Below are 23,039 nucleotides of genomic sequence, written 5' to 3' on the forward strand. Positions count from 1 at the left end.
TAAAAGAGGAGAAAATCATGCTTACGAGGATTCTTGCGGCTTCGGCCCTGACCATCGGCCTCGCCACGGCGGCGATGGCCCAGACCGCCGGCACCGCCGGAAATGAGGGTGGCGGCAGCGGTCAGACGATCACCGTCGACCCGAAGACGCCGGGCAGCCCGCCGCCCGACCAGGCCGCGCCCGATACCGGCACGACCGGCAGCGTTACCGGCGGCGACATGAATTCAAACGCCGACAAGAATTGCCCGAACAGTCCGCAAGGCGCGGTGGGCGATGCCAACAACAGCACCGCCGGCACGATGCAGCCGAACGTGAACGACAAGAACTGCGGCAAGTAAGGGCATCGGGCTTGCGGCACGGGGCCGTGGAGCACGCTCCGCGGCCCCGGTGTTTTGGCCGCGCGGCGCGCTCGCGGGAACAATGAGGCGTCATGGCCGTTCCAGGATGCAAAAAGGAGAGACCGAATGGCAGACAATGACACCAGCACCACCAATTCAGCCAACGGCAATGCGAAAGCCACCGCCGCGCGCAACCGTCCCGCGTCACGTAGCAGCGCGCGAGCCACGCGTGCATCGGACGACGCGATGAAGAAGCAGATCGCCGAGTTGAAGCGCGAGGTGAGCCGTCTGAACCGCGCGCTTTCCGAACAGGCCGAGGAGGCCTCCGAGACCGCGCATGGCTGGTACCGAGGCGCGGCCGACCGCGCTTCGAATCTCTACAGCGGCGCCTCCGACCGCGCGTCGCGCGCCGCAAGCCAGTTGCGCAGCCAGGCACATAGCGTTTCAGAAACGGTGCAGCAGAACCCCGGCACCTTCTCGACCGCGATGTTGATCGGCGGGCTGGTCGGCTTGCTGGCCGGCATGGCAATCAGCAGGAATTCCGACCCCGAGCCGGACTGGCTGCATCGCTGGCACAGGTAGACATTTCCGGTCTGGCTGCACCCAGCGCGACCGTCCAAAGTAGAGCCAGGCTGCTTGCGACGGCCGCGTAGAAAGGAAGGCCGGGCCACTGCGCCCGGCCTTTTCTTTCCAGCTCTTTTCGTTTCGAAATTGTGTCTTGCCGCTCTTGGTCGCTCTCTTGCTGTGGGCGGTTCTCCCCGGGCTGGTCATTAGCCGGAGCTTATGGGATCATTCCCTTGGGGAATCGCGGAGAGCGGCATGGACAGACCTGCCATGGCATCCGTCTTTCGGATGCGGCATGTACCTGCAAGCATTTCGGGCGTTCGCAGCCTGGGCCGAGGTCAGGCCGATCCGATCTTCCATTCGAGGCCGCTCGGCGAGGCGATCCGCTTCATCGCCCAGGCCGAGGGCCAATACGACCTCAGCGCCGTCGCCGTCTTCTATGGCGACCGCCAGACGCCGCCGCTCGGCAACCGCGAGATCAGGCAGCTCTGGAGCGAATATGGCGAGCGGTGGATGGAGGCCTGAACCGAGCCGGCTTTCCCCGTCCGGATCGGAAACGCCGCTCACGCGTTCTTGAGGCGAGGTCAATGGGAGGAACGCCATGAACGTCGCCAATCTTCAGCTCGAGGGCCTGCTGATGGCTGTCGCCGCAATCAACCATGTGCTCGTCAAGAAAGGTGTGCTCAGCGTCGAGGAGATCGACATCGCGCTGCGCAAGGCCGAAGCCGGCGAGACCGGCGAGGAGCGCTCGGAGGCGATCTCGGCGTCGAACCGCGACGCCATCAATTTCCCGATCCGCCTGCTCGAGCTTGCCAACCAGTGCCAGCCGGAAGCGGACATGCCGTCCTTCTCCAAGCTGGCCCGCATGGTCGGGCAGATGAAGGAGCCGTATAACGACCAGATGTGAGGCGGCGGGAGGGCGCCTTGCCTGGAGATACAGGCGCCGCCCCTCATTCGCCCTTCGGGCACCTTCTCCCCGTAGAACGGGGAAAAGGAAGGGTCATGCCCGGCCCGGCCAGCCCCGCTTGAGCGCGAGCACACTGCCGGGACCGTGGACCGCGGCGTAGAGCAGGCCGGCGGCGAATGGGAAATGCGACATGAAGGCGCCGAACTCGGCCTGGTCCGCCGTCCAGTGCGACGGGCCGTGAAAGGCAAAGCCAAGGAAGACGACATAAACCGCGCCGATCAGCGCCAGCGGCGTCATGAAGGCGCCGGTGAGGAAGGCGACGACCAGGAGCGTTTCGAGGATCGCCGCGCACCAGGCCAGAAACAACGGGAACGGGAAGCCGGCGGCGGCGATGTAGCCGGCGGTGGCGCCCATGTCCATCAGCTTGAAGGCGACGCCCATGGCGAACATGGCGGCGAAGATCAGGCGGGCGATGAGAATGGCGGCGGTCTGCCAGGCCGATTGAGTGTTTTCCACGAGTATCCCTCCGGTTTGTCTGTCGATGGCCCAAGGACGGGCGGAGTGAGCGGATTCCGACAGGGGTGGGGAAATTGTTTGGAGCGCCCTCTTCCTCGTCCCCCGCCGCAGGCGGGGGGCGAGCAAGAAGGCTCAGCCCGGATGGCTGATCGATTCCCGCACGGTGCCGTATTCGGCGCCCCAGCGGTCGGTCATGTCGCAGCGGATGTCCCAGAGTTCGGGGAAGAAGCGGTGGCGGGCGCCGCCTTCGAGGATTTCCACGGGCCTGCCCTTCAGCGACTTTGCGCCGAGCCCGATCGAGCGGTGGATCAGATAGAGGTGATTGGCGCGAAACTTCTGGAACAGCTCGTCGAATTCGATCAGCGCCTCGGCCACGACATAGGGATCGCCGTGGTCGTAGTGCTCGTCATAGATGTCCTGCACGGTCAGCCCGCGGCCGTCGAGATAGGCATGTTTGAAGGCCCGCCAAAGATCCGGCGGCAGGCGCAGCAAAAGCTTGAAGCCCGGCGATTCCTGGCCGCTGCCATTGCCGAGCTGCAGGCGGATCTGCTGGTACTCCTTGGGCGACATGGTCTCCAGGAGATCGAGCTGCGCCGTCATCATGCGCATTAGCCGGTGGACGCGGCCCATCAGCGTGACGATGCGGTGCGTGTCCTGTTTCTCCAGATGGTCGAGGACATCGACCAGCGTGTAGGCGATCAGCTTCATCCACAATTCCTCGACCTGGTGCACGATCTGGAACTGCAACTCGTCGGCGTTGACCATGTCGGAGAGCGGTTTCTGGCACGCGAGCAGCTTGTCGCATTGCAGATAGACACCGTAGTCGCGCATCTCCGGCGTCTCGATGCGGGCGTGATAGTCCGTCTTGTCCATGGCTCATCTCCTGGCGCGGGCATGGCTGGGCAGGCGCCGAGGATAGCGCGTTCGTGCTTGAACATTGTTCCTTTCTGTTATCCAATATGCCTAGATTGGAGGACGATACTTCGTCTTTTACCGGTATATGGAGAACGTTTGATGCTGGATATGCTCGACCGCAAGATCGTGGCGGCCCTGGAGCGCGACGCGCGCATCTCCTTCGGCGAGCTCGCCGAGGAAGTAGGCTTGAGCAAGACGCCGTGCTGGAAACGGGTGAAGGCGCTGGAAGAGGCCGGCGTCATCCGCGGCTATTCCACCCGTGTCGATCCCGCTTCGATCGGTTTCGGCATCGAGGCTTTCATCCAGGTGTCGATCGACTTCGAGGTGTCGGACGCCTTCGAGGCGGCGGTGAGGAAACATCCGCTGATCCGCCGCTGCTACGCCACGACCGGCGAGGCCGACTATCTCCTGCAGATCGTCACCGTCGACATGAGGGCGCTGGACAGGATGCTGCGCGAGGAGCTCAGCCGGCTGCCTGGCGTTCGCCGCACCGTCACCTCGATGGCGATGCGCGAGATCAAGGGCGACATCTCCTTTGCCGAGGCGGCGGCGCGTGCGTCGCTTTAGGAGCTGCAAGGTGCCCGACGGGCTCTCCCCAAACCGAACCGTGGATGCCAGCCGCACGGGCACCGCCGACCCTGACTTTTTCTGGCATGGTCGAAGGACGGGCGTCGAACCGGTCTATAAGTCGGGATCGGGGGTATGCGGGTGGCTGATATCATCTCAAGCAGAATCGGTGCGGAGCCTGTCTTGTCGGCTGGGCGTCCGCGGTTTTTCACATCGGCGGCGAATGCCGACATCGCGCGCCGTATCTTCCCACAGTTCAGAAGCAGCTTGGCAGCGGTGCTGCTTGCGTCGACCATGCCGCTGGCGACGGCCATGGCAACCTATGCCGCGCCGGTCCTGCCGGAGCCGCGCGACGGAGTCCACCGGTCGATGGACCCGGCTGCGCTCATCCAGGACGCCAACCGCGCTCTTCTGGCTCAGGCCGCAGGTGGCAACGGCGGAAATGGTGGCAATGGGGGGAATGGCGGCAACGGTGGAGCCGGCAATGGCGGCAACGGGGGGAATGGCGGCAACGGTGGCGCCGGCAATGGCGGCTCCGGCGGGAATGGCGGCGATGGCGGCAACGGTGGCGCCGGCAATGGCGGCTCCGGCGGGAATGGCGGCGATGGCGGCAACGGTGGCGCCGGCAACGGCGGCTCCGGCGGAAATGGCGGCGACGGTGGTAACGGCGGCAATGGGGGGAATGGCGGCGACGGCGGCAACGGTGGAACCGGCAATGGCGGCTCCGCCGGGAATGGCGGCGACAGCGGCAACGGTGGCACCGGCAATGGTGGAACCGGCGGCAATGGCAGTTCGGGCGGCGGTGGCGGCGCCGGCCATCACAGCACCGGTTCCGGTCATTCCGGCAACGTCGGTTCCTGCGGCGCTTCCTGGCGATCGTCTTGCTGACGCGGCTTGACCTGGAGGCGCGGCGCGCCGAAGCGGATCAAACGGACCTGCAGCAAGCCTTTGTTTGCGCGCGGATGGAAAACGCTGCGCACTTTTCCTCGAATTGCTCTACGGACCGGTGCGGTAGGCGAAGTCGTCCATTGCAGCCTGCCAGGAGTGCTGCGTCCGGATCTCGAGCCGCGTGATGCGCGTGTAGTCGGCCGCGAAATAGACCGGGCCGCTCGCGGACAGCACAAGCTGATCCTCGTAGGCCGGCTGGTCGCCCCGCCAGGCCTTGAGAACAAGCGTCTCGCCCTCAGCGTCGTTCCAGCCGACGCCGAAATAGGCGCCCGTGAAATCGAACGGCTTGTCGCTGAACACCTGCCCGGGGTGGCCTGAGCTGTTATAGGCGATGAATTCGCCGGACGTCGTCGTGTTGATGTAACCCGGGCCGTCGGTGAAACGCTGGTGCATGGCAACGAGATTGTACCAGTTAAGCCCGCCATAGCCGGACGGAATTTCGAACACGCCCGACGTCGTCAAAAGGTCGTCGAAGCCGACGACATGCTCTCGGGGCAGCGGCTCCTCGGCGAGCCCGCCCTTGCCCGAAAACGCGGAGACCACGACCGGCGCCTCGCCGACCACGATCTTTCGCCGCTCGGTCGCCCCGTCGGCCGAAACCTCGACCAGCCATTCGCCTGATGTCACGGGCGCGCTGAAGCGCCCATCCGGATCGACCTTGGCGGCGGCGCCTGCCCCGTCAGGCCCGGTGAGGGAAATCCGCGCTCCGGGGGCGGCCGCGCCGCTGATCGTCAGGTCCGCCGCAAGGCCGACCGGATGCGTCGTGCGTTGCGCGGTCATGTCGCCCGGCGCGCCGGGGGAAGCCGCATAATCGCTTTCCTGGAACGCGTTTGCGGTGGTGACGGAAAAGCCCGGCGGAGGCACGGCCCGGAACGAATAATATCCGGGATCGACAACCTCGAGATTGCGCTGGAGAACCGACATCCGGAAGTTGGCAAAGCCGCTGACATTGCTCCATCGCATGATGGTGTCGCCATTGGGCTTGCCGAGCTCGACGGCAACATGCGACATCGGCCGGTCGCCGAGATCGTAGATCCCGTTCCTGTTGCGGTCGCGGAACACCAGGATCGATGTGTTCATCTGGCCGCCGTTGAAGGCATCCCACGCGCGCCTGGGATAATAGTCCGCCGTGCTGCCGGCACGCGCCGAGCCGCAGACCATGGCCAGGCCGGCGGCCGCGACGACGACGGCACCCGGGGGCGACAAGCCACGCTTCACGAAATTCCCCCTCTGGCAGTCGGTGTCGGTCCGATTCCCTGGAGCCGCGCGATGATCCTGTCCACGGCATCCGCATCGAAATAGGCGAGATAGAGCAATGCCATGGTCGCGCTGAACGTGTAGACCGGCAGCGTCAGATAGATGATGGCGTGAAAGGCCAGGCCCGGCAGGACCAGATAGCGCCTCGTCGCACGGAACGGCAGGCCAAAGGCAAGGCCATATTCAAGCGCGACCACGCCGAAGGATATGATCGTGGCGGGCAAGGCAAGGCCGGCCGGGTAATCCGAACCCGCATAGAACCAGAGGAAGATCTGCTCGATCCGCGCGCCGCTCAGAAAGGCATGGTTCGACTTGTCGAAGGCGGCGAAGAAATAGAGCACCGAGAGCTGCACCACGATCAGCCGCAGCCCCCACAGATTGCCACGCTCCGCCGGCGGCGCAATGCCCATGCGCTCGGCGTGCGCCGCCGCCAGGTAGCGGTCCAGCGAATAGGAGCGGCCGCATGGGTTGAGCGCGACCAGAAGTGCCGCGACGGCGAGCAGATAGGCGTGATGGTGGGTCCAGGGCTCGCGACCAAGCTGGTGGCCGAAATAATAGTACATCACCAGCCCGACCGAGCCGGCCCAGACAGCAGCGGCGCGGCTCTGATAGCCGACGAACAGCAGCGCGGTGGCGACGAAGAAGTTGGCTGCCAGGAACAGGCCGATCGCCGACTGGTCCCTGTAGAGCAGCAACTCGCCCGCCCAGCGCGACCAGAACAGCATGGCCAGGCCGATGCGGATCAATGCGGACGAGCGCGACGATCCCTCCGTATCGACCGCCCAGCCGACGAAGCACGCCGCCACGGCGTGCGCCGAACGCCAGCCCATCCAGTCGGCGATCGCGTCAGCCGGCGCAGGCATTTTCGGCATCGGTATGAATGATCTGCCAGCCATTGCGCGTGCCTAGCCGGGCGCGGACACGGATGTCGGCGCCCTGCCCGGCGACCGTGCAGAGCCGCTTGACGACGGATGCCAGTTCCTCGCGGCTTTCGATCCGCTTCAGCCCGCCGTCGCGAGGAGCGCCGAGCATCTCGAACCGGTCGAGCGGGATGAGCACACCGTCCGGCTGGCGGATTTCGAAGGAAGCGTCGATGACGCCCAGCCCGATCGCGCTGAACATGGTCCAGGAGCGCAGCCATGGCGTCTGCACCCCGAAGATTTGCTCCGCGGCCGGACCGGCGATCATGAAAGCGGCGATCGCCGTGAAGGCGACCAGCCGCAAGCGTCCCGCCGACAGCCGTCCGGCAGGCTCCGCGCCTGTTCTGATTGAGATGATGTCCGCCACCCGCGCACCCCCGTCGCGACTATAGACCGGATCAACGCCGTTCCGCGACCATCCCAGAAAAAGTCAGGGCGCGGCGCGCGGGCGCCCCACCGTGCCTCGATGGCGAGAGGCAGGATCAAGGGCAAGATTTTTTGCGGAGGCTGCGGAGGCATTCCCGAGCGGATGAGTGCTGGAGCGGAACAACGCGTATCTCGCCGGGACTGCGGGCGCGAAGGATCGCGCCCTTAGGATTTTATCGATACATCTTCGCTGGCGAACAAAGGCATGGCGTCAGCCGCCCGCGCCACCTGTTCCTTCTCCGCGTCCGCCTTGCGTTTCGGGCACTCCTCGAAATCATGGTCGCGGCCGCCGCAATAGGAGCAGCATTTGGCGGGGGTGTCGGGGTTGAGCATCGAGGCCATTCCCAAGAATGCACGAAAAGGTTTCCGGTTGCAGCAATTACGTGAAGACGCCGCAATCACCGCCCAACCCGATACCCCAACACCGCAATATCAGGAGCTCGCCGCTGGCGCGGCGGGCTCCCGCCCGGTCACCGCTCACGCATGCGCGTGGGGATGACGGAAGTCCCATACGGCCCAGGCCGATGCCGCGACCACCAGCACGCCGAGCACGACGTGCGTGGCCATGACATGCGTGTCAGCCGCAAAGCCCAGCAGCCAGGGTGACACGATCAGCCAGAGCCCGAGGACGACGTTTACCCATTCCTCCCATTCGGCGAACACCGTCGCCAGCGCCAGCGCGCCGAGCAGAACGCCGACGATCCAGGCGTTCCACGCGGGCACCATCGCCGCGGCGAATCCGATGACCCAGGGTGAGATGAACAGGCAGATCGCGAGGACCAGAGTGATCCAGTCCTGGCTCTTTCTTGCTTCCATCAGTTTGCTTGCCATGACAACCTCCATGGATGAAGCTTGACCAAAGCAACAGCGTTCGCGTGGACATCGCACGCTTAGTTGTTGATGTAATTACGCTTTTATGAAGCTGCAAGGTGCCGGCCGGGCGGACAGTCCCGCGCGCCGGTGGCGCGGGCTCTCAGACGCTGAAGTCGGTTTCGTTCTCCGCCCCCAGCTGCGGCACGACGATCGCCTCGAGCGGCGCGTCGAGCTCCCACTTCACGCTGCCGGGAGCGCGTTCGAGGCTCGAGGAACCGCTCAGCGACTGCGGCGCCACCCGTTGCAGGACCACCGTGCCAAAACCCTTGCGATCGGCGAAACCCTTGCGGTTGCTCGCGTTCCGCCCGGCTTCGCCTGTTGTCGCCCCGGAGGTCTCGTGCCACAGAAGATGAAAGCGCCGCTGCGCCTCTGGGCCTGCCTCGACCTTCCAGGTGATTTCGACACGGCCGCCCTCGGCCGCCAGCGCACCGTATTTGGCCGAGTTGGTGCCGAGCTCATGGAAGGCCATGCCGAGATTCTGGACCGCATTCGACTGCAGCGTAAGCAGCGGACCCGAAAGCGAGATGCGCTCTTCGTGACCGAAGGGCTTCAGATGCTCCTGGATCAGGTCGAAAAGGCTGGCGCCGGCCCATTCCGAGGTGACAAGCAAATCGTGCGAGCGCGACAGCGCCATGATGCGCGAGCGGATCATCTGCTCGAACTCGACAGGATCAGTCGAGCGTTTGCTGGTTTCCCTGACCATCGACAGGATCACCGCGAACTGGTTCTTCACCCGATGGTTGACTTCACGCATCAGAAGCCGGATGCGGCGCTCGCTTTCCTTGGCGGCGGTGATGTCGCGGGCGATTTTCGATGCGCCGACGATGTCGCCGGCACCGTTCTTGATCGGCGAGATGGTCAGCGAAACGGCGACCAGCGATCCGTCCTTGCGCCTTCGGGTGGTCTCGAAGCTGGGGATGCGCTCACCCCTACGGATCCGAACAATGATCTCGTTCTCCTCGTTCTGCATATGCTCGGGGATCAGCATCAGGATCGACTGGCCGATGGCCTCTTCAGCGCTGTAGCCGAAGACGCGCTCGGCCGCCTGGTTCCAATCGGTGATGATGCTGTTCAGATCCTTGCCGATGATGGCGTCATAGGAAGAATCGACGATGGCCGCCAAGCGTGCGTCAGCGCCTGCGTCCTGACGGATAACCCCCCCGATTTTTGTCATGTGCTGAACGTAGCGCCGGACTGCATAAAGGCAACATCCTAATCGGCCGAGTTCTCGGCGTCGCCATTCGCTCTCGCCGACGACAGCACGACGCCGAAATCCTGCGACTTGATCCCGGCTTCCGCCGTCAGGAACCCTTCGGCGGCGAGGCCGCGGCGCAAAAGCTCGCGCACCGCCGCGGAGCGGCTAGGCATGCGCTTTTCAAAGCGCCAGTTCTCCAGAGCCGCGAGTTCTTCGTCATTGAGCATGATCTGCAACCGCTGAGGACGCTCGAGTTCAGCCACGTGTGCCACCCTTCAAAGGCTACAAATGCAACGAGTTAGTATGTGTCTTACTTTACAGGTAGTTAGGATTCGTCCAATGAAACGTCAAGGTCGCCCTGTGGGTCAAAACCGCAATAGACCAACGATGCCAACGATGCGTCTACCAAGCATTACGTGCTCTATGATAACTTACTGATATCATTGCGATTTTTTTTACTTTCCACTTGCCATTCCAGGGCCAGGGGAGCATCATCGAACCAGAGGGACAAACCGTCCGTGAAAGGGAGGGTTTTCCATGCAGGTGAGATATCCAAACAAGCTGAGAGACGACGCGCATTGCCGGGTACAGACGGCCCTGCGGGCCCACGGCGTCGTGAACCTGGTCGTGGTGGCTGAGGAGATAAGGCTCCGAAATCTCGCCGAAAACATCGCTCGCGAGGACATCGAGGAGTTGGTTCTGCAAGTCGCGCAGTTCTATGGGGCAATCGTGGAATTCGATGAACTGGCGCTCACCGCGCTCGACCTTCCCGATGCCAGCGGCCGCGACAATCGAAACGATCTGGAAAGAGCGCTCAGCGAGCGATCCTCGCCGGGCGGGTCCATGGAACACCTGCTTCAGGTGGATCGCGACGGGTAAGAGCCTCGCCCTGCCCTGTCACTCGCGTCATGCGGTTGGCGAACTTCGGTGAGGGCCGCTGCGTTCAACCAATCAAGGCGCCCTGGAACCTTCTTCCTGCCTGCTCTCGCAGTATGACCTGCCGGCCAGCCTTTGCTGGCTAGCGCTTGCGGGCTGGTTTCTTCGGCGCGACGGGAGGCGCGTCGGCCTCTTGCGCCAGCCTGGCTTCACGCAACCGCTTTGTCTTGGCAGCCCTGGCAGCCGCTTCCAGGTCCTGTATCTGTCGCGCGACGCGGGACGTCGTGTCGGTCTTGGCTTCCGTGCGGGATGGGACCGGCTTGAACAGGCCGGTATCCGGTAGCGACTTCATTGTTTTCTCCTTGTTTCACGCAATTCCGGACGAAAAAGCGCGTCGCTTTTCCAGGAATTGTCTAAAGCACGTCGCGTCGAAACGGATTCACGCGACGCGCTTTAGGTCGTTGCTTGATGCATGTCGTTGTCGCAAAACCGAGGTCACTTTTGAGCGACATGCATTAGAACAAAAAAGGCCGGGCACAGCCCGACCTTCTCCAACGCGCCTGTGCGGCCGATGCCAGTACATCCGTGGTCAAAGGACCCCGAGGCGCTGCGATCAGGCGGCTTGCAGATTGTCTGCCGAGCTCTTGCCGTTGCGGGCATCTTTCACGATGTCGAAGCTGACCTTCTGGCCCTCGACGAGAGAGCGCATTCCTGCGCGCTCCACGGCCGAGATATGGACGAACACGTCCGGCTGGCCGCCGCCCTGCTCGATAAAGCCGAAACCCTTGGTGGCATTGAAGAACTTAACCGTTCCAGTAGTCATTGCGATCTCCTTACAAATCGACGCAAAATTATACGCGCCCGACAACCGCCGAGCGACGCAATCTTCGAAATTGAGAGGGAAGATCGTAAGTGCGCAAATTTGCGCGAAAACAACGTTCTTTCAGCAAGATCGATTTGGCACATATAGCGCTAAATTTCCTGATCGACAAGGCTTTTCGGAATAATACTACCCAAGATGGTTGCGATCGAGCGCCAACCAGTCGAGGGGAACGAGCGACCCGACAAGGCGTTGGACCTTGGAAGGGAAACAGCAATGGCGGACGACGACCCGATCTGGAATGAGAACCACCCTACCCTGGACGAGTTCGTGCAGCGGTTGGTGAGCGAGACTGGAATCAGCGAAGCGCAGGCGCTCGAACTCATCTATCTGGTCGGCTTGAACTGGAGCTCGCTGGTTCGCGAGGCCAAGGCGATCGCATCGCAGCCTTGAGGGTCAGCCTCTTGCATCCAGACGGTCAAGGATGGCCAAGCCGGTTTCATATCTATCCGCCGGAGCACCCGCTTGGTGAGCCTGCCAAAGATTGTCCTTGAGGTCCGCTTCCTTTACCGGCCGTGCCAGTTCATTGGAGACGGCGCGACAGATGAAGCCCTCTTCGCTCTCGTCCAGACGCCTCGTCAGCGCATCGACGGCAGCCACGACGACGAATCCAAAACCCGCCGACTGTAGCCGGTCGAGCGTCCAGCCCTGGCCTTTCTCAATGACGTCATGCAGGTAAGCGACGGTCTTTTCATCAAGCGTTTCGACGGCCTCGGCCACGCGTCGCAAGTGTTCGATATAGGGCCGGCCGGTCTTGTCCGTTTGTCCGCGATGGGCTTCTTCAGCGATCCTTGCTGCTTCGTGGAGCATCGTCTTCCAATCTCGTCACAATAAAGCCCGCCCCGGCGAGGGACGGCCGAGGCGGGCTTGCTCGGGCCTGAGCCCCGAGTGGCGCGCTTTTCGCGGGGGAAGCGGGCTGCGCGCCATCCTGCATTCAAGAACAAAAGCGCCGGTCAAATGTTCCGCTGCTCGCGGATTTTTGAGAGGCTCCAGCACGTCCCCTGGGTTAACCTTTAGCTCCCTTGAATGTGACACCGGCTTTCTGCAAGGGTCGTTCGCATCAACGTAGGTGAACGATGAAGCGCAGGGACAAGGCAGCACCTTTCGTTCCAACCGAAATCCATGTCGTGACGGTTGATGACGACAGCGGCACGCTTGGCATCCTTTCAATCAGGACGGCCGAAGGTATCCTGGAAATCGCGCTCGACAGACAGGCCGCGGACGCCGTCATGCACGCCATCGGCACGATCCGTTTAAAGCTGGACCCCGGCATTTAAAAAGAAGCCCGGCTATGAGCCGGGCAAGAGAGGTCTTGGGAACATGCTGACCGGAGGAGCCTGGTTCAGCGCTTGCCAATTTGCCGGTTCATCATGACGGCCAGATGAAAGCCCGCGGTGCCGTATGCCCATGCCTCGCGTAGAAAAGCTTTTCGGCAGGAACCTCGCGACGGCGTTGCCGTTAGCCTTCCGTGTCCAACAGGAGGTCCGGCAATGGATTGGAACCGCGTCGAAGGCAATTGGAAGCAGATGAAGGGCAAGGTCAAGGAACAGTGGGGCAAGCTCACCGACGACGACCTCGACCGCATTGCAGGAAAGCGCGACCAACTCGAAGGCAAGATCCAGGAACGCTACGGCCTGGAGAAGGATCGTGTGCGCCGCGACATCGACGACTGGTACAGCATGCAGCGCTGGTAGCAGCCGGCTTCCCGAAAACGAAGGGCGTTGCCGCGCGGCAGCGCCCTTTTCCTTTGGCCGTTCCGCCGTCCGGCCAAGGCCGAGTTCCGTCAGCGCCGCGGTGTCGCGGCGTCATCGCGCTCTCGCCTTGCGGCGTCATCCTGGCAGATCATTCGAAACTGCGCAGCATCACAGAGCGGGCGCCGCACCTGACGCGGCTGTTGTGGCTCGACACGCCGATCGACGGCGCCATCCACCGCGAGTGGATCGTCGCCATGGGGCGGCGCTCGAAGGTCTTGCATCTGGCGCATCTGTTCTGCGAGCTGTTCGTCAGGCTGCAGGTGGTCAAGCGCACCAACGGCATGGCCTTCCACCTGCCCGTTTCGCAAGCCGAGCTCTCCGATGTGCTCGGTCCGTTGGTGGTGCATATGAACCGCGTCATCAGCGCGCTGCGCAACAGCGGCGTGATCGCCTGGGCGAACCATACGGTGACGATCCTCGACTGGCAGAAGCTGCAGCAGATCGCCGAGTTCGACCCGACCTATCTCTCGATGACACGCGAGCCGCGTTAGCCGGACACCACGCGTCAAATCCTCACCGTCTTATTCGTCAGTGAAAACTGCGAACAACCTGCCGGACCGCCGTGCGCTAGGCAGGCGATGGAATGATAGTCGATTGCCTTTCTTGTTTTTCGTCTCGTTGCTGGAACTATTTCACGTCAAGAACGCTATCTGGATGCGGATTTTCTGAATTAGGCAGGGAGACGAGTACCATGAAAGCCAAAGTGATCTTGATGAGCGCGTTCACGATTTCGGTCATGACATGCTCGGCATTTGCCGGCGCGGGCACAGGAACCTCCGCGCTGGACGATCCCCAGAAAATGTCGCCCTTCTTCACCGATGCCGGCATGAAAACCATGCGGTCGGGCGATGAGTTCAAGAAAGCCTGGATGGCGCTTACTGAAGAGGATCGCGCGTCCATGAAGAAAGACTGCGCAGACGAGACCATCGCGAAGTCCCATGATGAATTCTGCAAGGCGACCAGGGACCTTGCCGGCAATAACTGAGCGCCCTCAGAAGAACGCTCGCCCCGCACCGGAGCGAGCGTCCAACACTTGCTGTACTGAAAGAGCGGCCGGGCCTATGCAAGGCCCGAGCCAAGAATAGCGGTGTCGCGACCTTACTCGTTGCAATTCGTGACGAATTAGCCGCCCCACATATCAAATGTACTTTCAACGCCTCGCGTTGTCGCTCAAACTTGGGGCTGCGGGGACCCAGCGCAATGAGGGCCTATCGCGTCGAGGAATTGGACGGCGCAAGCCACGCGGTCGAGGCGATGGCGCCGTTCGAGGCTGCCCGAAAGGCGCTCGGGGTCGAGGTCACGTTGCGCGGCGACGCCGCGAAATGGATCCGCGTCGTCGAACTGACCGACAAGCCGCCGACGCGGCTTCGCCCCGGTGTGTTCGCGTTCAGGGTTGTCGGGCAGTTTTTGCCACAGCATTGCCTAGGGTCGGCCCGACGCGCACGGCTCAACGATCCGCACCCGCCAATCTCCCGCGCAGTGGAACCTTCCCTTGCCGGTGAAAGTTCACTTTAGGCAACATGACTGGCGGCTCCCGACTTACAATGGCTGACTATCTCAGACTTCCGGCTACCTCTCGTAAGCTGTTCCGTGTGGTCATCGAGACGCCGCGGGGATCGGCCGCTAAACTGGCTTATGAACCGAGGACCGGCGTGTTCGAATATTCCCGCCCGCTTCCTGTGGGCAACACTTATCCCTACGACTGGGGCTTCGTGCCATCGACATTAGGAGACGATGGCGATCCGCTGGACGGTCTCGTCATCCATCAGGCTGCCGCCGCTCCGGGCGTGGTCATAAAATGCGACCTGCTGGGCGCGCTTAGGGTGAACCAGCATGATCCCGACGGCTCGAAGGTTCGTAACGACAGGTATATCTTCTGCCCTCACAAGGAAGACGCGCCTGACGAGCCCTTGGCCGTCACCGACGTGCCACAGGATCTTCGTCGGGAGATTGAGCAGTTCTTCTTCTCGTCGGTGCTTGGTACCGGCAAGAAGATCAAGCTGAAGGGCTGGCAGAACGCCGCCGAGGCCAAGACCTCCCTGGCGAAGGGGATGAAAACCTTCAAGCGAAAATTCTCGAGGTGAACGGACGGCGAGTGCATGCCCCGCCCGTTTTGCAGATCCGATCGGCTGCCAAGCCGGACCGCTAACAAATGTGGAGGAGAAGCTGGGCTCGCGATGCCAGGATGACGATCATCGTGGAACCTATCTCCTCTTCGCCAATTACCCTGTGTCTTTATTAGCCGATGCTTATGTGATGCGAAAAACCCACTCCTTCAGGCAACCCGTGACGCTCGCATTGCCGGCCGTTCGATGAGCGAGGTCAGTTCCCAGGTCGAGGGAGAACAAAACAACACGCTGGCAAAGGGCCCGTTCCAGCGGTTCCTCCGCACGATCGGGCCAGGCTTCATTACCGGCGCGTCCGACGACGATCCGTCCGGCATCGGAACTTACAGCCAGGCCGGCGCCCAACTCGGCTTCAACATCGGCTGGGTCATGCTGTTCACCTTCCCGCTGATGGCCGCGATCCAGGAGATCGCCGCCCGTATCGGGCGCACCACGGGCGAAGGTATTTCCGGCAATCTCAGCCGGCACTATCCGGCCTCGATGCTTTACGCGGTCGTCATGCTGCTGTTCCTCGCCAACGTCATCAATATCGGCGCCGATCTCAGCGCCATGGCAGATGCATTGAAGCTGCTGGTTGGCGGGCCGAGCCCGCTCTATGTGATCGCTTTCGCGATCGTCTGTATCGGCGCGATCGTCTTCCTCGACTACACCCGCTATGTGAAATTCCTCAAATGGACCACCTTGAGCCTGTTCGCCTATGTCGCCGCGATGTTCGCCGCGAATGTGCCTTGGGCGGACGCGGCCAAAGGGCTGTTCATTCCGCACATCGAATGGAGCGGCGCCTTCTTCACCACGCTGCTGGCAATCCTCGGCACGACGATCTCGCCTTATCTGTTCTTCTGGCAAGCCTCGCAGGAGGTTGAGGAGGAAGAGCTCAAGCCAACCGCCAGGCCGCTGAGGTGGGCGCCGTGGCAGGCGCCCAGAGCCTTCCGGCGGATACGCGCCGATACGCTGGTCGGAATGGCCTTTTCGAATCTGATCGCCATCGCGATCATCTTCACTACGGCCGCGACCCTCCACAAGGCAGGGGTGACGGACATTGCTTCGTCCACCGACGCGGCAAAGGCGCTGGAGCCGGTGGCCGGAAAATTCGCCTTCATTATTTTCTCGATGGGAATTATCGGCACCGGGCTTCTGGCTGTGCCGGTGCTGGCTGGGTCAGCGGCTTTCGCGGTCGGCGAAGCGCTGCGCTGGCCGGTCGGGCTGCAACGCAAGCCGAAGGAAGCCGTGGCGTTCTACGCGACGCTCGCCGCCGCGACCGCTCTTGGCACCGGGATCATGTTCACACCGATAGACCCGATCAAGGCGCTTTACTGGAGCGCCATCATCAATGGCATATGCGCCGTTCCCGTAATGATCGTCATGATGCTGTTGGCCGGCCGCAAGGACGTGATGGGGGAGTTCCCGTTGCAAGGCTGGCTGCAGGCGCTTGGCTGGCTGTCGACGTTGACAATGGCGGCCTCGTCGGTGGGCCTCGTGGCGCAGTGGTTCCTCTAGAGGACCCGCCTCACCGCCAGCCCTGTTTCCATACGGAGCAAGGTCAATAACAATTGATGTTCGGGGCGGAATCCCCGCATAAAATTTCTTTCGGAACAAGTTCAGCCAGGCCGTGTTGGTGATGATCCAACCTCACCAGGAGATGCAGAAATGGCGACGACGAAGGCGGCCTCGAACAAGGGCCTGAACGAACTTTTCCACGACACGCTCAAGGACATCTATTTCGCCGAGAAGAAGATTCTCGCCACGCTGCCGAAGATGGCCAAGGCGGCGCAGGATGACGCGCTGAAGGCCGCGTTCGAAAAACATCGGGACCAGACCGAAGAACATGTCGCGCGTCTCGAGGAAGTCTTCGAGGTGATCGACAAGAAGCCGGTCGGCAAGACTTGTGCCGCCATTATGGGCATCACCGAGGAAGGCGCCGAGATCATGGACGAGTACAAGGGATCTCCTTCGCTCGACGCAGGTCTGCTGGCCGCCGCTCAAGCCGTCGAGCACTATGAGATTTCGCGCTACGGCACGTTGAGGACCTGGGCGCAGGAACTCGGCCTGACCGAAGCCGTCACCCTGCTCGACAAGACGCTGACCGAAGAAAAGGAAACGGACGCAGCGCTCACCCAGCTCGCCGAATCCGCGGTCAATGTCGCGGCTGAAGCCGCGTAGCGACGATCCACGCGCGGGCGCAGCCTTCCCTCGGTCCAGCTTCCAGCGAGCCCCGGCAGATTGCCGGGGCTCGCTGCTGCTTGTTGGACCCACGTTCAATCGAATGGCGACCGCCCTTGCCCACGCCATCCAACGATCACGCCGGGTTGCAGGACCGACAAAGCCGTTGCGGATAACAGAATTGGCGCGCCGGTTCTTGTAGCGACCCGGGAAGCTCTTGACGGTCAAAATCCACAAACCCATATCGCCGCAGGGCTTGGCCTCTGTCGGTCCTGAGCCTTCGCCTGAAACTCAATTGTTCGTTCGATTGGAGGACGTTATGAACGATCGGATATTCGACAGCCCTGTTTTCGTGAAGACCGAAAACAGCCTGATCCAGGAAATCGCGTGCCTGGAAGATGCCTTGGAATTTCTCTACGCGTGGCCCAGAAACAGGCGCGGAATTATATTTGAAACGGCCCTTCGTGCCTGCCAGCGGGCATTCGACAGCGGCTATCCGCTGACTGCCGCCAGAGATGCCTTTTGCGGTTTCGCAAAGTCGGTCAAAATTCTTGAGGACGTGAGTGTCCCCTTGCCATGGATGACCGGCAAAGGCGGCCGCGGCGGCGGACTGACTGCTTGAAAGTATCGCGGTTATATGGGAGTTCGCGATGCTTTCCAAACCTTTCGAGAAACCCCTTCGCGTTTGGGTCGGACTGGGCTTTCCCCGGCAACTAAACACCGTCGTCGATGCCTATCAGTTCGCGATCGACTGGTGCGGCAATAGCCCGGAGCAGAAAGCGGCGATCCGCGCCTGCAAGGCGGCCTTGGTTGGCGACGTCGACGCGGAAACCGCGCGAGGTGTTTTCGCGGCATTCGCGCGCAGGAAGGATATCCTGGTCGAGGACGGAGCAATCCCTCCCGCCATCGGAAAAGCCCAGCCGTCACATCACCAATGATGATCGGGGCGCCCACCACCATTGTCGGGCGCCTCGCACCAAGCCTGGATAAATGATGAGGAACCTTCGATGGCAGAACTAGCCATTAGAAAACCCGTTCACGAGGTAAACGCCGCCCGATACGACAGCGATTGCCAGGAGGCGTTGGCCGGCTCTCTCGATGGCCTGCTAGCACAGGCGGAAGCTGCGGGCTGGGACAGGAATCGTGCCGCGTCTGCAGTGATGTATCTTGCGGCAAAGCGCCTCAATGCGCGTGCCGAAAGCTAGTAGGACCGCGAGCAGCGAATATCGCGTATGCCGACTGCGGCCACCTGACATGCGGTGCAGCATGTCATCCGGTCTCTTCCCTTGAACTGGATGACCTGTCTTCGAACGGACGCCCACCAATCGCGAATGGTGGGCGTTCAAACTGCTGACGATGAAAGGGAGTCAAATCTTCGTCAAATCGTCCCACAAGAATCCGCCTCGTCGGCGTGAGGTTGCAGGGCTCGCCTTGCCGGCCACCCGGCACGTCGGTTGGTGCCGGCCCAGCTTTCGAGTTCCGCCGATAGCTGGCCAGGGGCACCGACGCCCCGCCTGAAAAGGCACATGATTTTCAGCGCAACCTGTTCGCGCTCGATCTCGCCGGCAATGCCGTGTTTCACGCAGAAGGCATTGAGTGCATTCGCCAGAATTGCCAGTTCGGCAGGTTCGGCTATTCCGTAACCCATCATGCCTGCCTCCCGGTCTGAGGCGAACACATGATAGCCGGTTCCAAACATCCTCCTTGCTCCCGCCAGCTACGACGACTGAGAGAGAATACACCCAAAAAAAGTCAGCTACGAGCAAATTCGGTTGGGCTGAGGGCCGAGTCCGGAGCCCAAGCCCGCTGCCCTGTCGAACCAGCGGCAGGCCAACAAGCGGTTACACCCGACCGCCCCGAGATGCCGCTTGGGTGCGTCATGCAGCAACTGTCGTGGAAGAACATCGGTACATGGAACATCGACCGGGGTTGTCAGTTCCATTGCAAGGCGGGCCAGCATGACCAGATCGTCGCTTCATCTGCTCAAGGGTACGGGGTATCTCATTTCCACGGTGAGCGTCACCCTGCTGGCGATCGTTAGCTGGGACGGAGCATCGAAAAGTCCGTTGCTGATCGCTTGCCTGCTCGGCGGAGCCGCCACCTCGGTAATCGGCATGTTCTGCCGTTGGCTATCCTACGAAATCGAGAAACGGCAGGAAGAACGGCGCTAACCCCCCCGAGCCTGGGGACGAAGTCGTATCAGCCTCAGTGGCGTGAGACCCGCGTGACAAGCAGAGTGATCAGGCTGCTGAGGACAATCCATACGATGATCCCGCCGCCGGAAGCGGTTGGCCGAGCGGCCGTGCCGAGACCTGCGCTAGCGTTGGCCGGCATCGCCGTCTCGGGTTTGGCTACTTCTTCGGCATGGCGCTGCGCAGCCCGGTCGTTTGCGTCTGCCATGACCGGCGCGAGGTCGCGCCGGCTGCCGCGGCGCACCGAATAGGCGCGCGTGATCTCGGCGCCGAAGAGGAAAATCTGCGCCGAGTAATAGACCCATACCAGCACGACCATCAGCGCGCCCGCCGCCCCGTAGGACGTGGCGATGGCGCTGGTGCCGATGTACCAGCCGATCAGCGATTTGCCGATGGTGAAAAGCAGCGCGGTCACCACGGCGCCGATGCCGACATCGCGCCATTTGAGCGTGCGGTCCGGCAGGACCTTGTAGATCGCGGCGAAGAGCAGCGCGATCAGGACAAAAGAGACGATCGTATTGATGCCACTGACGATCACGCCACCGAACGGCAGGCGCCGGTCGATCAATTCACCCAGCGCCGAGATCGCCGTGCTTGCCGCCAGCGATACCAGCAGCAGGAAGCCGAGCGCCGCCACGAGACCGAGGCTCGCCGCCCTCGCCCGCACAAGGCGCGACAGCGACACGCCATTGGGCTTCACCTTCCAGATTTCATTGAGCGATTGCTGCATCTCGCCGAAGACGCCCGACGCCGTGACGAAAAGCGTTACCAGCCCGATCAGTGTGGCAAGCGTGCTCGACCAGCGCTGCGCGGCGCTCTCGACAGTGGCCTTCAGAAGGTCGGCGCTTTGCGGCCCCATCACGCCCGAAATCTCGGCCGACAGCGCGATCTGGGCCGCATCATTGCCGATGACGACACCGGCGATCGCCACGACGATCAAAAGGATCGGCGCCAGCGACGTGGTGGCGTAGAAAGCGATCGCCGCGCCGTGGCTCAGCGCATTGTCATTGACGTAGCCGGTGAGGCTTTCCTTCAGCAATATCCAGCCTTCGTCGAGCCAGCGCGGCATCTTCCCCTCACTTCTGACGCGGATCCTCGAACCGGGCGCCGATGGTGGGAAAGTCGCCTGCCCGACGCTTCCCGACTGCTTCGGCCAGGGCCAAAGCGGCGTTGATCACTTCGGCCTGGATGTCCTTGTCGGCGTCGAGTTCGTCATGGCTTTTCGCATAGGGCTTCCAGTAGCCGATATAGCGGTCGAGCTCCGCCACCTCGCCGATCGCGTCGAGCTTCATCGAACGCAGCCAGTCGGCGAGCGCGTGCCGCACATTGGCGGCGCCTTCGGTGTCGCCATGGACCACGACCGAAAACAGCCGGCCGGCGAGATGGCGCGGATAGTCCCAGCCGGCCAGTTCAACCCTTTTGGCAAGCTCTGCATCCTTGCCCTGCGTCAGCGTCGGGTCAGGATTGCCCCCATCGGCGCAGACCAGCCGATCCATCATCAACTTTAGCGGCGATGACGTGTGGTACCAGTTGACGGGCGTGACAATCATCACGCCATGCGCTTCGACCCATAGCGGATAGATGTCGTTCATCCAGTCCTGCACCTGGCCGAGAGAGTGGTTCGGATAGCATGAGCACGGCCAGTGGCAGAGGGCCGCCGCCGTCGAGAAGCATGCCTTGCAAGGGTAGATCCTGCGGCCGTATTCCGAAGCGAGCCGCGACAAATCGAGCACCTCGACCGAAAAGCCCTGCCTGTCGGCAATGGCGCGTCGCGCCAGCTCGACCAAGCGAAAGCTCTTCGACATCTCGCCCGGACAGGTATGCTCGCTGCGCGAGGAGCCGTTGATGATCAGGATGCGCGAGGGCGCGGCCTTATCCTCATGCCGGCGCTGCGCGGCCTCGACCGCTTCATGCGCGGCGATCCATTCGACCGAAAGGTCGTAACCGGGGTCGTGGAAGCCCTGCCCCGCCTTCCGGGTCACCGGACTCTTGCGTTCGTCGCTATAGGCCCGCCAGGCGATCTGGGCCAGCCGGCCGATGGCGGCGGCTTCCGCCTCGAAGGCCGGGTCGTAGAACAATTTCCTGTAGCGCTGTTTGAATTCCGCCTCGCCGAGGCGCGGGCTTGGCATGCCCTTACGCGGTTCTATGGCGGCTTTGTCGGATTGTGTCTGTTCTGCCATTTGCTGCCCAAGCCCAATACGGAGCGGGCCGGGTGGGACAAGAGCTCGACTGCCTTTTCGTTGGCCAGGGCGTGAAGCCGGAGAAACCAGGCCGTGTTCTCTTTGCCACCGGGTCCGGCTGACGCGGCCCGCTGAACACAACCCGGTGCCGGCGCGATGGTTCCGGCCACCTATCGATGAGTGGCCGCGTACGACCAATGCTCAAGCCTAGGCAAAGCAATGGCGCTCAACTAGCCTCAGGCCGGGATCAAAGGCGGGGGCATGCGATGAAGGTCAATGTCGTCTACGCGCATCCGGCGCAGGACAGCTACCTGGCGTCGCTGCACCGGCGCGTCGTGGAGATCCTGAAGGCCAGGGGCGACGAGGTCGTCGACTTCGATCTCTATGCCATGAAATTCGACCCCGTCATGCGGGTCGATGAGTTGGAGGGGCACGCCGGTCCGTCGCCCGCGCCGGCAGATCTGCAGGTCTACATCGACGCACTGCAATGGGCGGAAGCGTGCGTGTTCTGCTTCCCGACCTGGTGGTCGGGCATGCCCGCTGTTCTCAAGGGATATTTCGACCGCGTGTGGCGGCCGGGCGTTGCCTTCGAACTACCGACGGATGGCGGCACGATCAAACCGGCGCTTCTGAACATCCGCCGGATGGGCGTGATCACCACCTTCGGCTCGCCGTGGTGGTACACCAGGCTTTACATGCAGGACCCGGGCAGAAAGGTGCTTTTGCGCGGCTTGAAATCCATGTGTGGACGCACGGAGAAACACCTCTATTTGGCTAAATATTCGGTTGAGAACATCACCCGCGAGGAGCGGGAAAAATTCGCCCGCAAGGTAAAGCGGCGGTTCGAACGATTTTGAGCGGGTCCGTCTCCGGAATTTGCAATGAGGGACATATATTTAGCTGACTAAGTCATTTGTGGCGCGGTGAACCGATGGCCAAGAAGAAAAGCAGAAAGACCTCGTCCGGCGTTGCGGAAGCCTCCCGCGCCGAGATCCACGAGGCAGCTTTTTTGCCCGCAAATGCGGCCTCACCCGCGAGGCATTGCAGATAATGCGCGAGGCCCACGGCTAGCCGGCCGTCAAGCCGGCGGCGGGAGAAGCGCAAACGCTGATCTTTGATGGTCTCATTGACCGGTCTGCGGTGGCACTTCGCCCGGCTTTATCACCGGCATGTCATTGCCGGTCGGCGGTGGCGTCGTCGCGTTCTGGTCGCCGGTCGGCGGCGGCTTCAGGACGCCGCCGCAATTGCCGAGCTGTTCCGACAGCTCATCCGTATCGGCCTGCTGCTTCTGTTTTTGCGCCTGATCGTTGGCGTCGGGCTTGACCTGGCAGTTCTGCGTCAGCCGGTCTTTCGGTTGGGCGACGACCTGCGCCGCCGCAGGCATCGCCGGGATCAGCGTCAGGGCCGCGATGAGAAGTGCTTTCTTCATGGGATCCTCCTGATGG

Annotated in this window: 35 protein-coding genes and 1 pseudogene; 20 read left to right on the forward strand and 16 right to left on the reverse strand. The window is 62.4% G+C overall.

The features are described from left to right. Positions 1 to 17: 17 nt before the first annotated feature. From FJ957_RS27090 to FJ957_RS27105, 4 genes are all read left to right on the forward strand, one after another. A complete protein-coding gene (locus FJ957_RS27090) occupies positions 18 to 338 on the forward strand; it encodes a hypothetical protein (protein WP_140835901.1) in 321 nt (106 codons plus the stop codon). 126 nt (positions 339 to 464) lie between these two features. Then, positions 465 to 920 carry a hypothetical protein gene (locus FJ957_RS27095; protein ID WP_246685977.1) on the forward strand — a complete coding sequence of 152 codons (456 nt, stop codon included), beginning with the start codon at positions 465 to 467 and terminating at the stop codon, positions 918 to 920. Positions 921 to 1,157: 237 nt separating this feature from the next. Further along, the gene (locus FJ957_RS27100; protein WP_140640957.1) at positions 1,158 to 1,427 is read left to right on the forward strand and encodes a hypothetical protein; all 270 of its coding nucleotides are present in this window, start codon (positions 1,158 to 1,160) and stop codon (positions 1,425 to 1,427) included. Positions 1,428 to 1,503: 76 nt separating this feature from the next. Continuing rightward, the gene (locus tag FJ957_RS27105; protein WP_140651970.1) at positions 1,504 to 1,809 is read left to right on the forward strand and encodes a hypothetical protein; all 306 of its coding nucleotides are present in this window, start codon (positions 1,504 to 1,506) and stop codon (positions 1,807 to 1,809) included. A 93-nt stretch (positions 1,810 to 1,902) separates the two neighbouring features. Here the strand turns inward: FJ957_RS27105 and FJ957_RS27110 are convergent, their stop codons facing one another. Together FJ957_RS27110 and FJ957_RS27115 are read right to left on the reverse strand one after the other, a co-directional pair. Then, positions 1,903 to 2,325, reverse strand: a complete 423-nt coding sequence (locus FJ957_RS27110) for a DoxX family protein (protein WP_140835902.1) — start codon at positions 2,323 to 2,325, stop codon at positions 1,903 to 1,905. A 132-nt stretch (positions 2,326 to 2,457) separates the two neighbouring features. Further along, complete coding sequence (locus FJ957_RS27115) at positions 2,458 to 3,198, reverse strand: tryptophan 2,3-dioxygenase family protein (RefSeq protein WP_140835903.1); 741 nt, start codon at positions 3,196 to 3,198, stop codon at positions 2,458 to 2,460. A 141-nt stretch (positions 3,199 to 3,339) separates the two neighbouring features. Between FJ957_RS27115 and FJ957_RS27120 the strand changes: the two genes are divergently transcribed. Both FJ957_RS27120 and FJ957_RS31965 read left to right on the forward strand, forming a co-directional pair. Then, positions 3,340 to 3,807 carry an Lrp/AsnC family transcriptional regulator gene (locus FJ957_RS27120; RefSeq protein WP_140678643.1) on the forward strand — a complete coding sequence of 156 codons (468 nt, stop codon included), beginning with the start codon at positions 3,340 to 3,342 and terminating at the stop codon, positions 3,805 to 3,807. Positions 3,808 to 3,990: 183 nt separating this feature from the next. After that, the gene (locus FJ957_RS31965) at positions 3,991 to 4,695 is read left to right on the forward strand and encodes a hypothetical protein (protein WP_181180728.1); all 705 of its coding nucleotides are present in this window, start codon (positions 3,991 to 3,993) and stop codon (positions 4,693 to 4,695) included. Between the two features lie 108 nt (positions 4,696 to 4,803). Here FJ957_RS31965 and FJ957_RS27130 read toward each other — a convergent pair whose 3' ends face one another. The 7 genes from FJ957_RS27130 to FJ957_RS27155 all read right to left on the reverse strand — a co-directional run bounded on the left by FJ957_RS27130 (position 4,804) and on the right by FJ957_RS27155 (position 9,689). Next, the gene (locus FJ957_RS27130; protein WP_140835904.1) at positions 4,804 to 5,973 is read right to left on the reverse strand and encodes a hypothetical protein; all 1,170 of its coding nucleotides are present in this window, start codon (positions 5,971 to 5,973) and stop codon (positions 4,804 to 4,806) included. Beyond that, positions 5,970 to 6,875 carry an HTTM domain-containing protein gene (locus FJ957_RS27135; RefSeq protein WP_181180729.1) on the reverse strand — a complete coding sequence of 302 codons (906 nt, stop codon included), beginning with the start codon at positions 6,873 to 6,875 and terminating at the stop codon, positions 5,970 to 5,972. Before FJ957_RS27135 ends, FJ957_RS27130 begins: the two co-directional genes overlap by 4 nt. Continuing rightward, complete coding sequence (locus tag FJ957_RS27140; RefSeq protein WP_140835906.1) at positions 6,859 to 7,299, reverse strand: hypothetical protein; 441 nt, start codon at positions 7,297 to 7,299, stop codon at positions 6,859 to 6,861. The genes FJ957_RS27135 and FJ957_RS27140 overlap by 17 nt, the downstream gene beginning before the upstream one ends. A 224-nt stretch (positions 7,300 to 7,523) precedes the next feature. After that, a complete protein-coding gene (locus FJ957_RS31970; RefSeq protein WP_181180730.1) occupies positions 7,524 to 7,691 on the reverse strand; it encodes a hypothetical protein in 168 nt (55 codons plus the stop codon). Between the two features lie 144 nt (positions 7,692 to 7,835). Continuing rightward, entirely contained in the window at positions 7,836 to 8,189 is a 354-nt protein-coding gene (locus tag FJ957_RS27145) for an SPW repeat protein (RefSeq protein ID WP_140835907.1), read from the reverse strand. 142 nt (positions 8,190 to 8,331) lie between these two features. Next, the gene (locus FJ957_RS27150; protein WP_246685978.1) at positions 8,332 to 9,354 is read right to left on the reverse strand and encodes a PAS domain S-box protein; all 1,023 of its coding nucleotides are present in this window, start codon (positions 9,352 to 9,354) and stop codon (positions 8,332 to 8,334) included. An 89-nt stretch (positions 9,355 to 9,443) separates the two neighbouring features. After that, entirely contained in the window at positions 9,444 to 9,689 is a 246-nt protein-coding gene (locus FJ957_RS27155; RefSeq protein WP_140835909.1) for a hypothetical protein, read from the reverse strand. A gap of 274 nt (positions 9,690 to 9,963) precedes the next feature. Between FJ957_RS27155 and FJ957_RS27160 the strand changes: the two genes are divergently transcribed. Further along, entirely contained in the window at positions 9,964 to 10,305 is a 342-nt protein-coding gene (locus FJ957_RS27160; protein ID WP_140835910.1) for a hypothetical protein, read from the forward strand. 139 nt (positions 10,306 to 10,444) lie between these two features. Here the strand turns inward: FJ957_RS27160 and FJ957_RS27165 are convergent, their stop codons facing one another. Further along, positions 10,445 to 10,654: a hypothetical protein gene (locus FJ957_RS27165; RefSeq protein ID WP_140640933.1), complete on the reverse strand. Its 210-nt coding sequence runs from the start codon at positions 10,652 to 10,654 to the stop codon at positions 10,445 to 10,447. 261 nt (positions 10,655 to 10,915) lie between these two features. Continuing rightward, positions 10,916 to 11,125 (reverse strand): cold-shock protein, encoded by a 210-nt coding sequence (locus FJ957_RS27170; RefSeq protein WP_140681745.1) that lies wholly within the window; start codon positions 11,123 to 11,125, stop codon positions 10,916 to 10,918. Between the two features lie 273 nt (positions 11,126 to 11,398). On the opposite strand from FJ957_RS27170, the gene FJ957_RS31975 reads away from it, so the two are divergent. After that, the gene (locus FJ957_RS31975) at positions 11,399 to 11,575 is read left to right on the forward strand and encodes a hypothetical protein (protein WP_181180731.1); all 177 of its coding nucleotides are present in this window, start codon (positions 11,399 to 11,401) and stop codon (positions 11,573 to 11,575) included. A 3-nt stretch (positions 11,576 to 11,578) separates the two neighbouring features. Here FJ957_RS31975 and FJ957_RS27175 read toward each other — a convergent pair whose 3' ends face one another. Beyond that, a complete protein-coding gene (locus FJ957_RS27175; protein WP_140835911.1) occupies positions 11,579 to 11,992 on the reverse strand; it encodes an HD domain-containing protein in 414 nt (137 codons plus the stop codon). A 266-nt stretch (positions 11,993 to 12,258) separates the two neighbouring features. On the opposite strand from FJ957_RS27175, the gene FJ957_RS27180 reads away from it, so the two are divergent. From FJ957_RS27180 to FJ957_RS27225, 10 genes and pseudogenes are all read left to right on the forward strand, one after another. Then, positions 12,259 to 12,459, forward strand: coding sequence for a hypothetical protein (locus tag FJ957_RS27180; RefSeq protein WP_140835912.1), 201 nt, complete (start codon positions 12,259 to 12,261; stop codon positions 12,457 to 12,459). Between the two features lie 213 nt (positions 12,460 to 12,672). Continuing rightward, positions 12,673 to 12,876, forward strand: a complete 204-nt coding sequence (locus FJ957_RS27185) for a CsbD family protein (RefSeq protein ID WP_140835913.1) — start codon at positions 12,673 to 12,675, stop codon at positions 12,874 to 12,876. A gap of 107 nt (positions 12,877 to 12,983) precedes the next feature. Beyond that, a pseudogene (locus FJ957_RS27190) lies at positions 12,984 to 13,427 on the forward strand (Crp/Fnr family transcriptional regulator); the annotation flags it as partial. 200 nt (positions 13,428 to 13,627) lie between these two features. Next, the gene (locus FJ957_RS27195) at positions 13,628 to 13,921 is read left to right on the forward strand and encodes a hypothetical protein (protein WP_140835914.1); all 294 of its coding nucleotides are present in this window, start codon (positions 13,628 to 13,630) and stop codon (positions 13,919 to 13,921) included. Positions 13,922 to 14,136: 215 nt separating this feature from the next. Continuing rightward, the gene (locus tag FJ957_RS27200; RefSeq protein ID WP_140835915.1) at positions 14,137 to 14,451 is read left to right on the forward strand and encodes a hypothetical protein; all 315 of its coding nucleotides are present in this window, start codon (positions 14,137 to 14,139) and stop codon (positions 14,449 to 14,451) included. Between the two features lie 29 nt (positions 14,452 to 14,480). After that, a complete protein-coding gene (locus tag FJ957_RS27205; RefSeq protein WP_140835916.1) occupies positions 14,481 to 15,020 on the forward strand; it encodes an inorganic diphosphatase in 540 nt (179 codons plus the stop codon). 228 nt (positions 15,021 to 15,248) lie between these two features. Beyond that, entirely contained in the window at positions 15,249 to 16,559 is a 1,311-nt protein-coding gene (locus FJ957_RS27210) for an Nramp family divalent metal transporter (protein WP_140835917.1), read from the forward strand. Between the two features lie 150 nt (positions 16,560 to 16,709). Further along, positions 16,710 to 17,222 (forward strand): ferritin-like domain-containing protein, encoded by a 513-nt coding sequence (locus tag FJ957_RS27215; RefSeq protein ID WP_140835918.1) that lies wholly within the window; start codon positions 16,710 to 16,712, stop codon positions 17,220 to 17,222. Between the two features lie 319 nt (positions 17,223 to 17,541). After that, entirely contained in the window at positions 17,542 to 17,844 is a 303-nt protein-coding gene (locus FJ957_RS27220; RefSeq protein WP_140835919.1) for a DUF982 domain-containing protein, read from the forward strand. 28 nt (positions 17,845 to 17,872) lie between these two features. After that, positions 17,873 to 18,160 (forward strand): DUF982 domain-containing protein, encoded by a 288-nt coding sequence (locus FJ957_RS27225; RefSeq protein ID WP_140785403.1) that lies wholly within the window; start codon positions 17,873 to 17,875, stop codon positions 18,158 to 18,160. Between the two features lie 440 nt (positions 18,161 to 18,600). On the opposite strand, the gene FJ957_RS27235 is transcribed toward FJ957_RS27225, so the two are convergent. After that, the gene (locus FJ957_RS27235; protein ID WP_140835920.1) at positions 18,601 to 18,921 is read right to left on the reverse strand and encodes a hypothetical protein; all 321 of its coding nucleotides are present in this window, start codon (positions 18,919 to 18,921) and stop codon (positions 18,601 to 18,603) included. Between the two features lie 259 nt (positions 18,922 to 19,180). Between FJ957_RS27235 and FJ957_RS27240 the strand changes: the two genes are divergently transcribed. Next, positions 19,181 to 19,393, forward strand: a complete 213-nt coding sequence (locus FJ957_RS27240) for a hypothetical protein (protein WP_140835921.1) — start codon at positions 19,181 to 19,183, stop codon at positions 19,391 to 19,393. A gap of 34 nt (positions 19,394 to 19,427) precedes the next feature. Here FJ957_RS27240 and FJ957_RS27245 read toward each other — a convergent pair whose 3' ends face one another. Together FJ957_RS27245 and FJ957_RS27250 are read right to left on the reverse strand one after the other, a co-directional pair. Further along, entirely contained in the window at positions 19,428 to 20,483 is a 1,056-nt protein-coding gene (locus tag FJ957_RS27245; RefSeq protein ID WP_140835922.1) for a YihY/virulence factor BrkB family protein, read from the reverse strand. Between the two features lie 7 nt (positions 20,484 to 20,490). Then, positions 20,491 to 21,594 (reverse strand): flavodoxin family protein, encoded by a 1,104-nt coding sequence (locus tag FJ957_RS27250; RefSeq protein WP_140835923.1) that lies wholly within the window; start codon positions 21,592 to 21,594, stop codon positions 20,491 to 20,493. 266 nt (positions 21,595 to 21,860) lie between these two features. Between FJ957_RS27250 and FJ957_RS27255 the strand changes: the two genes are divergently transcribed. Next, complete coding sequence (locus FJ957_RS27255) at positions 21,861 to 22,451, forward strand: NAD(P)H-dependent oxidoreductase (protein WP_181180732.1); 591 nt, start codon at positions 21,861 to 21,863, stop codon at positions 22,449 to 22,451. Between the two features lie 266 nt (positions 22,452 to 22,717). Here FJ957_RS27255 and FJ957_RS27260 read toward each other — a convergent pair whose 3' ends face one another. Continuing rightward, complete coding sequence (locus tag FJ957_RS27260; protein ID WP_140835925.1) at positions 22,718 to 23,023, reverse strand: hypothetical protein; 306 nt, start codon at positions 23,021 to 23,023, stop codon at positions 22,718 to 22,720. Between the last annotated feature and the right edge of the window lie 16 nt (positions 23,024 to 23,039).

Origin of the sequence: Mesorhizobium sp. B2-4-6 (genome assembly GCF_006442775.1) — a bacterium.
Taxonomy (GTDB): Bacteria; Pseudomonadota; Alphaproteobacteria; order Rhizobiales; family Rhizobiaceae; genus Mesorhizobium.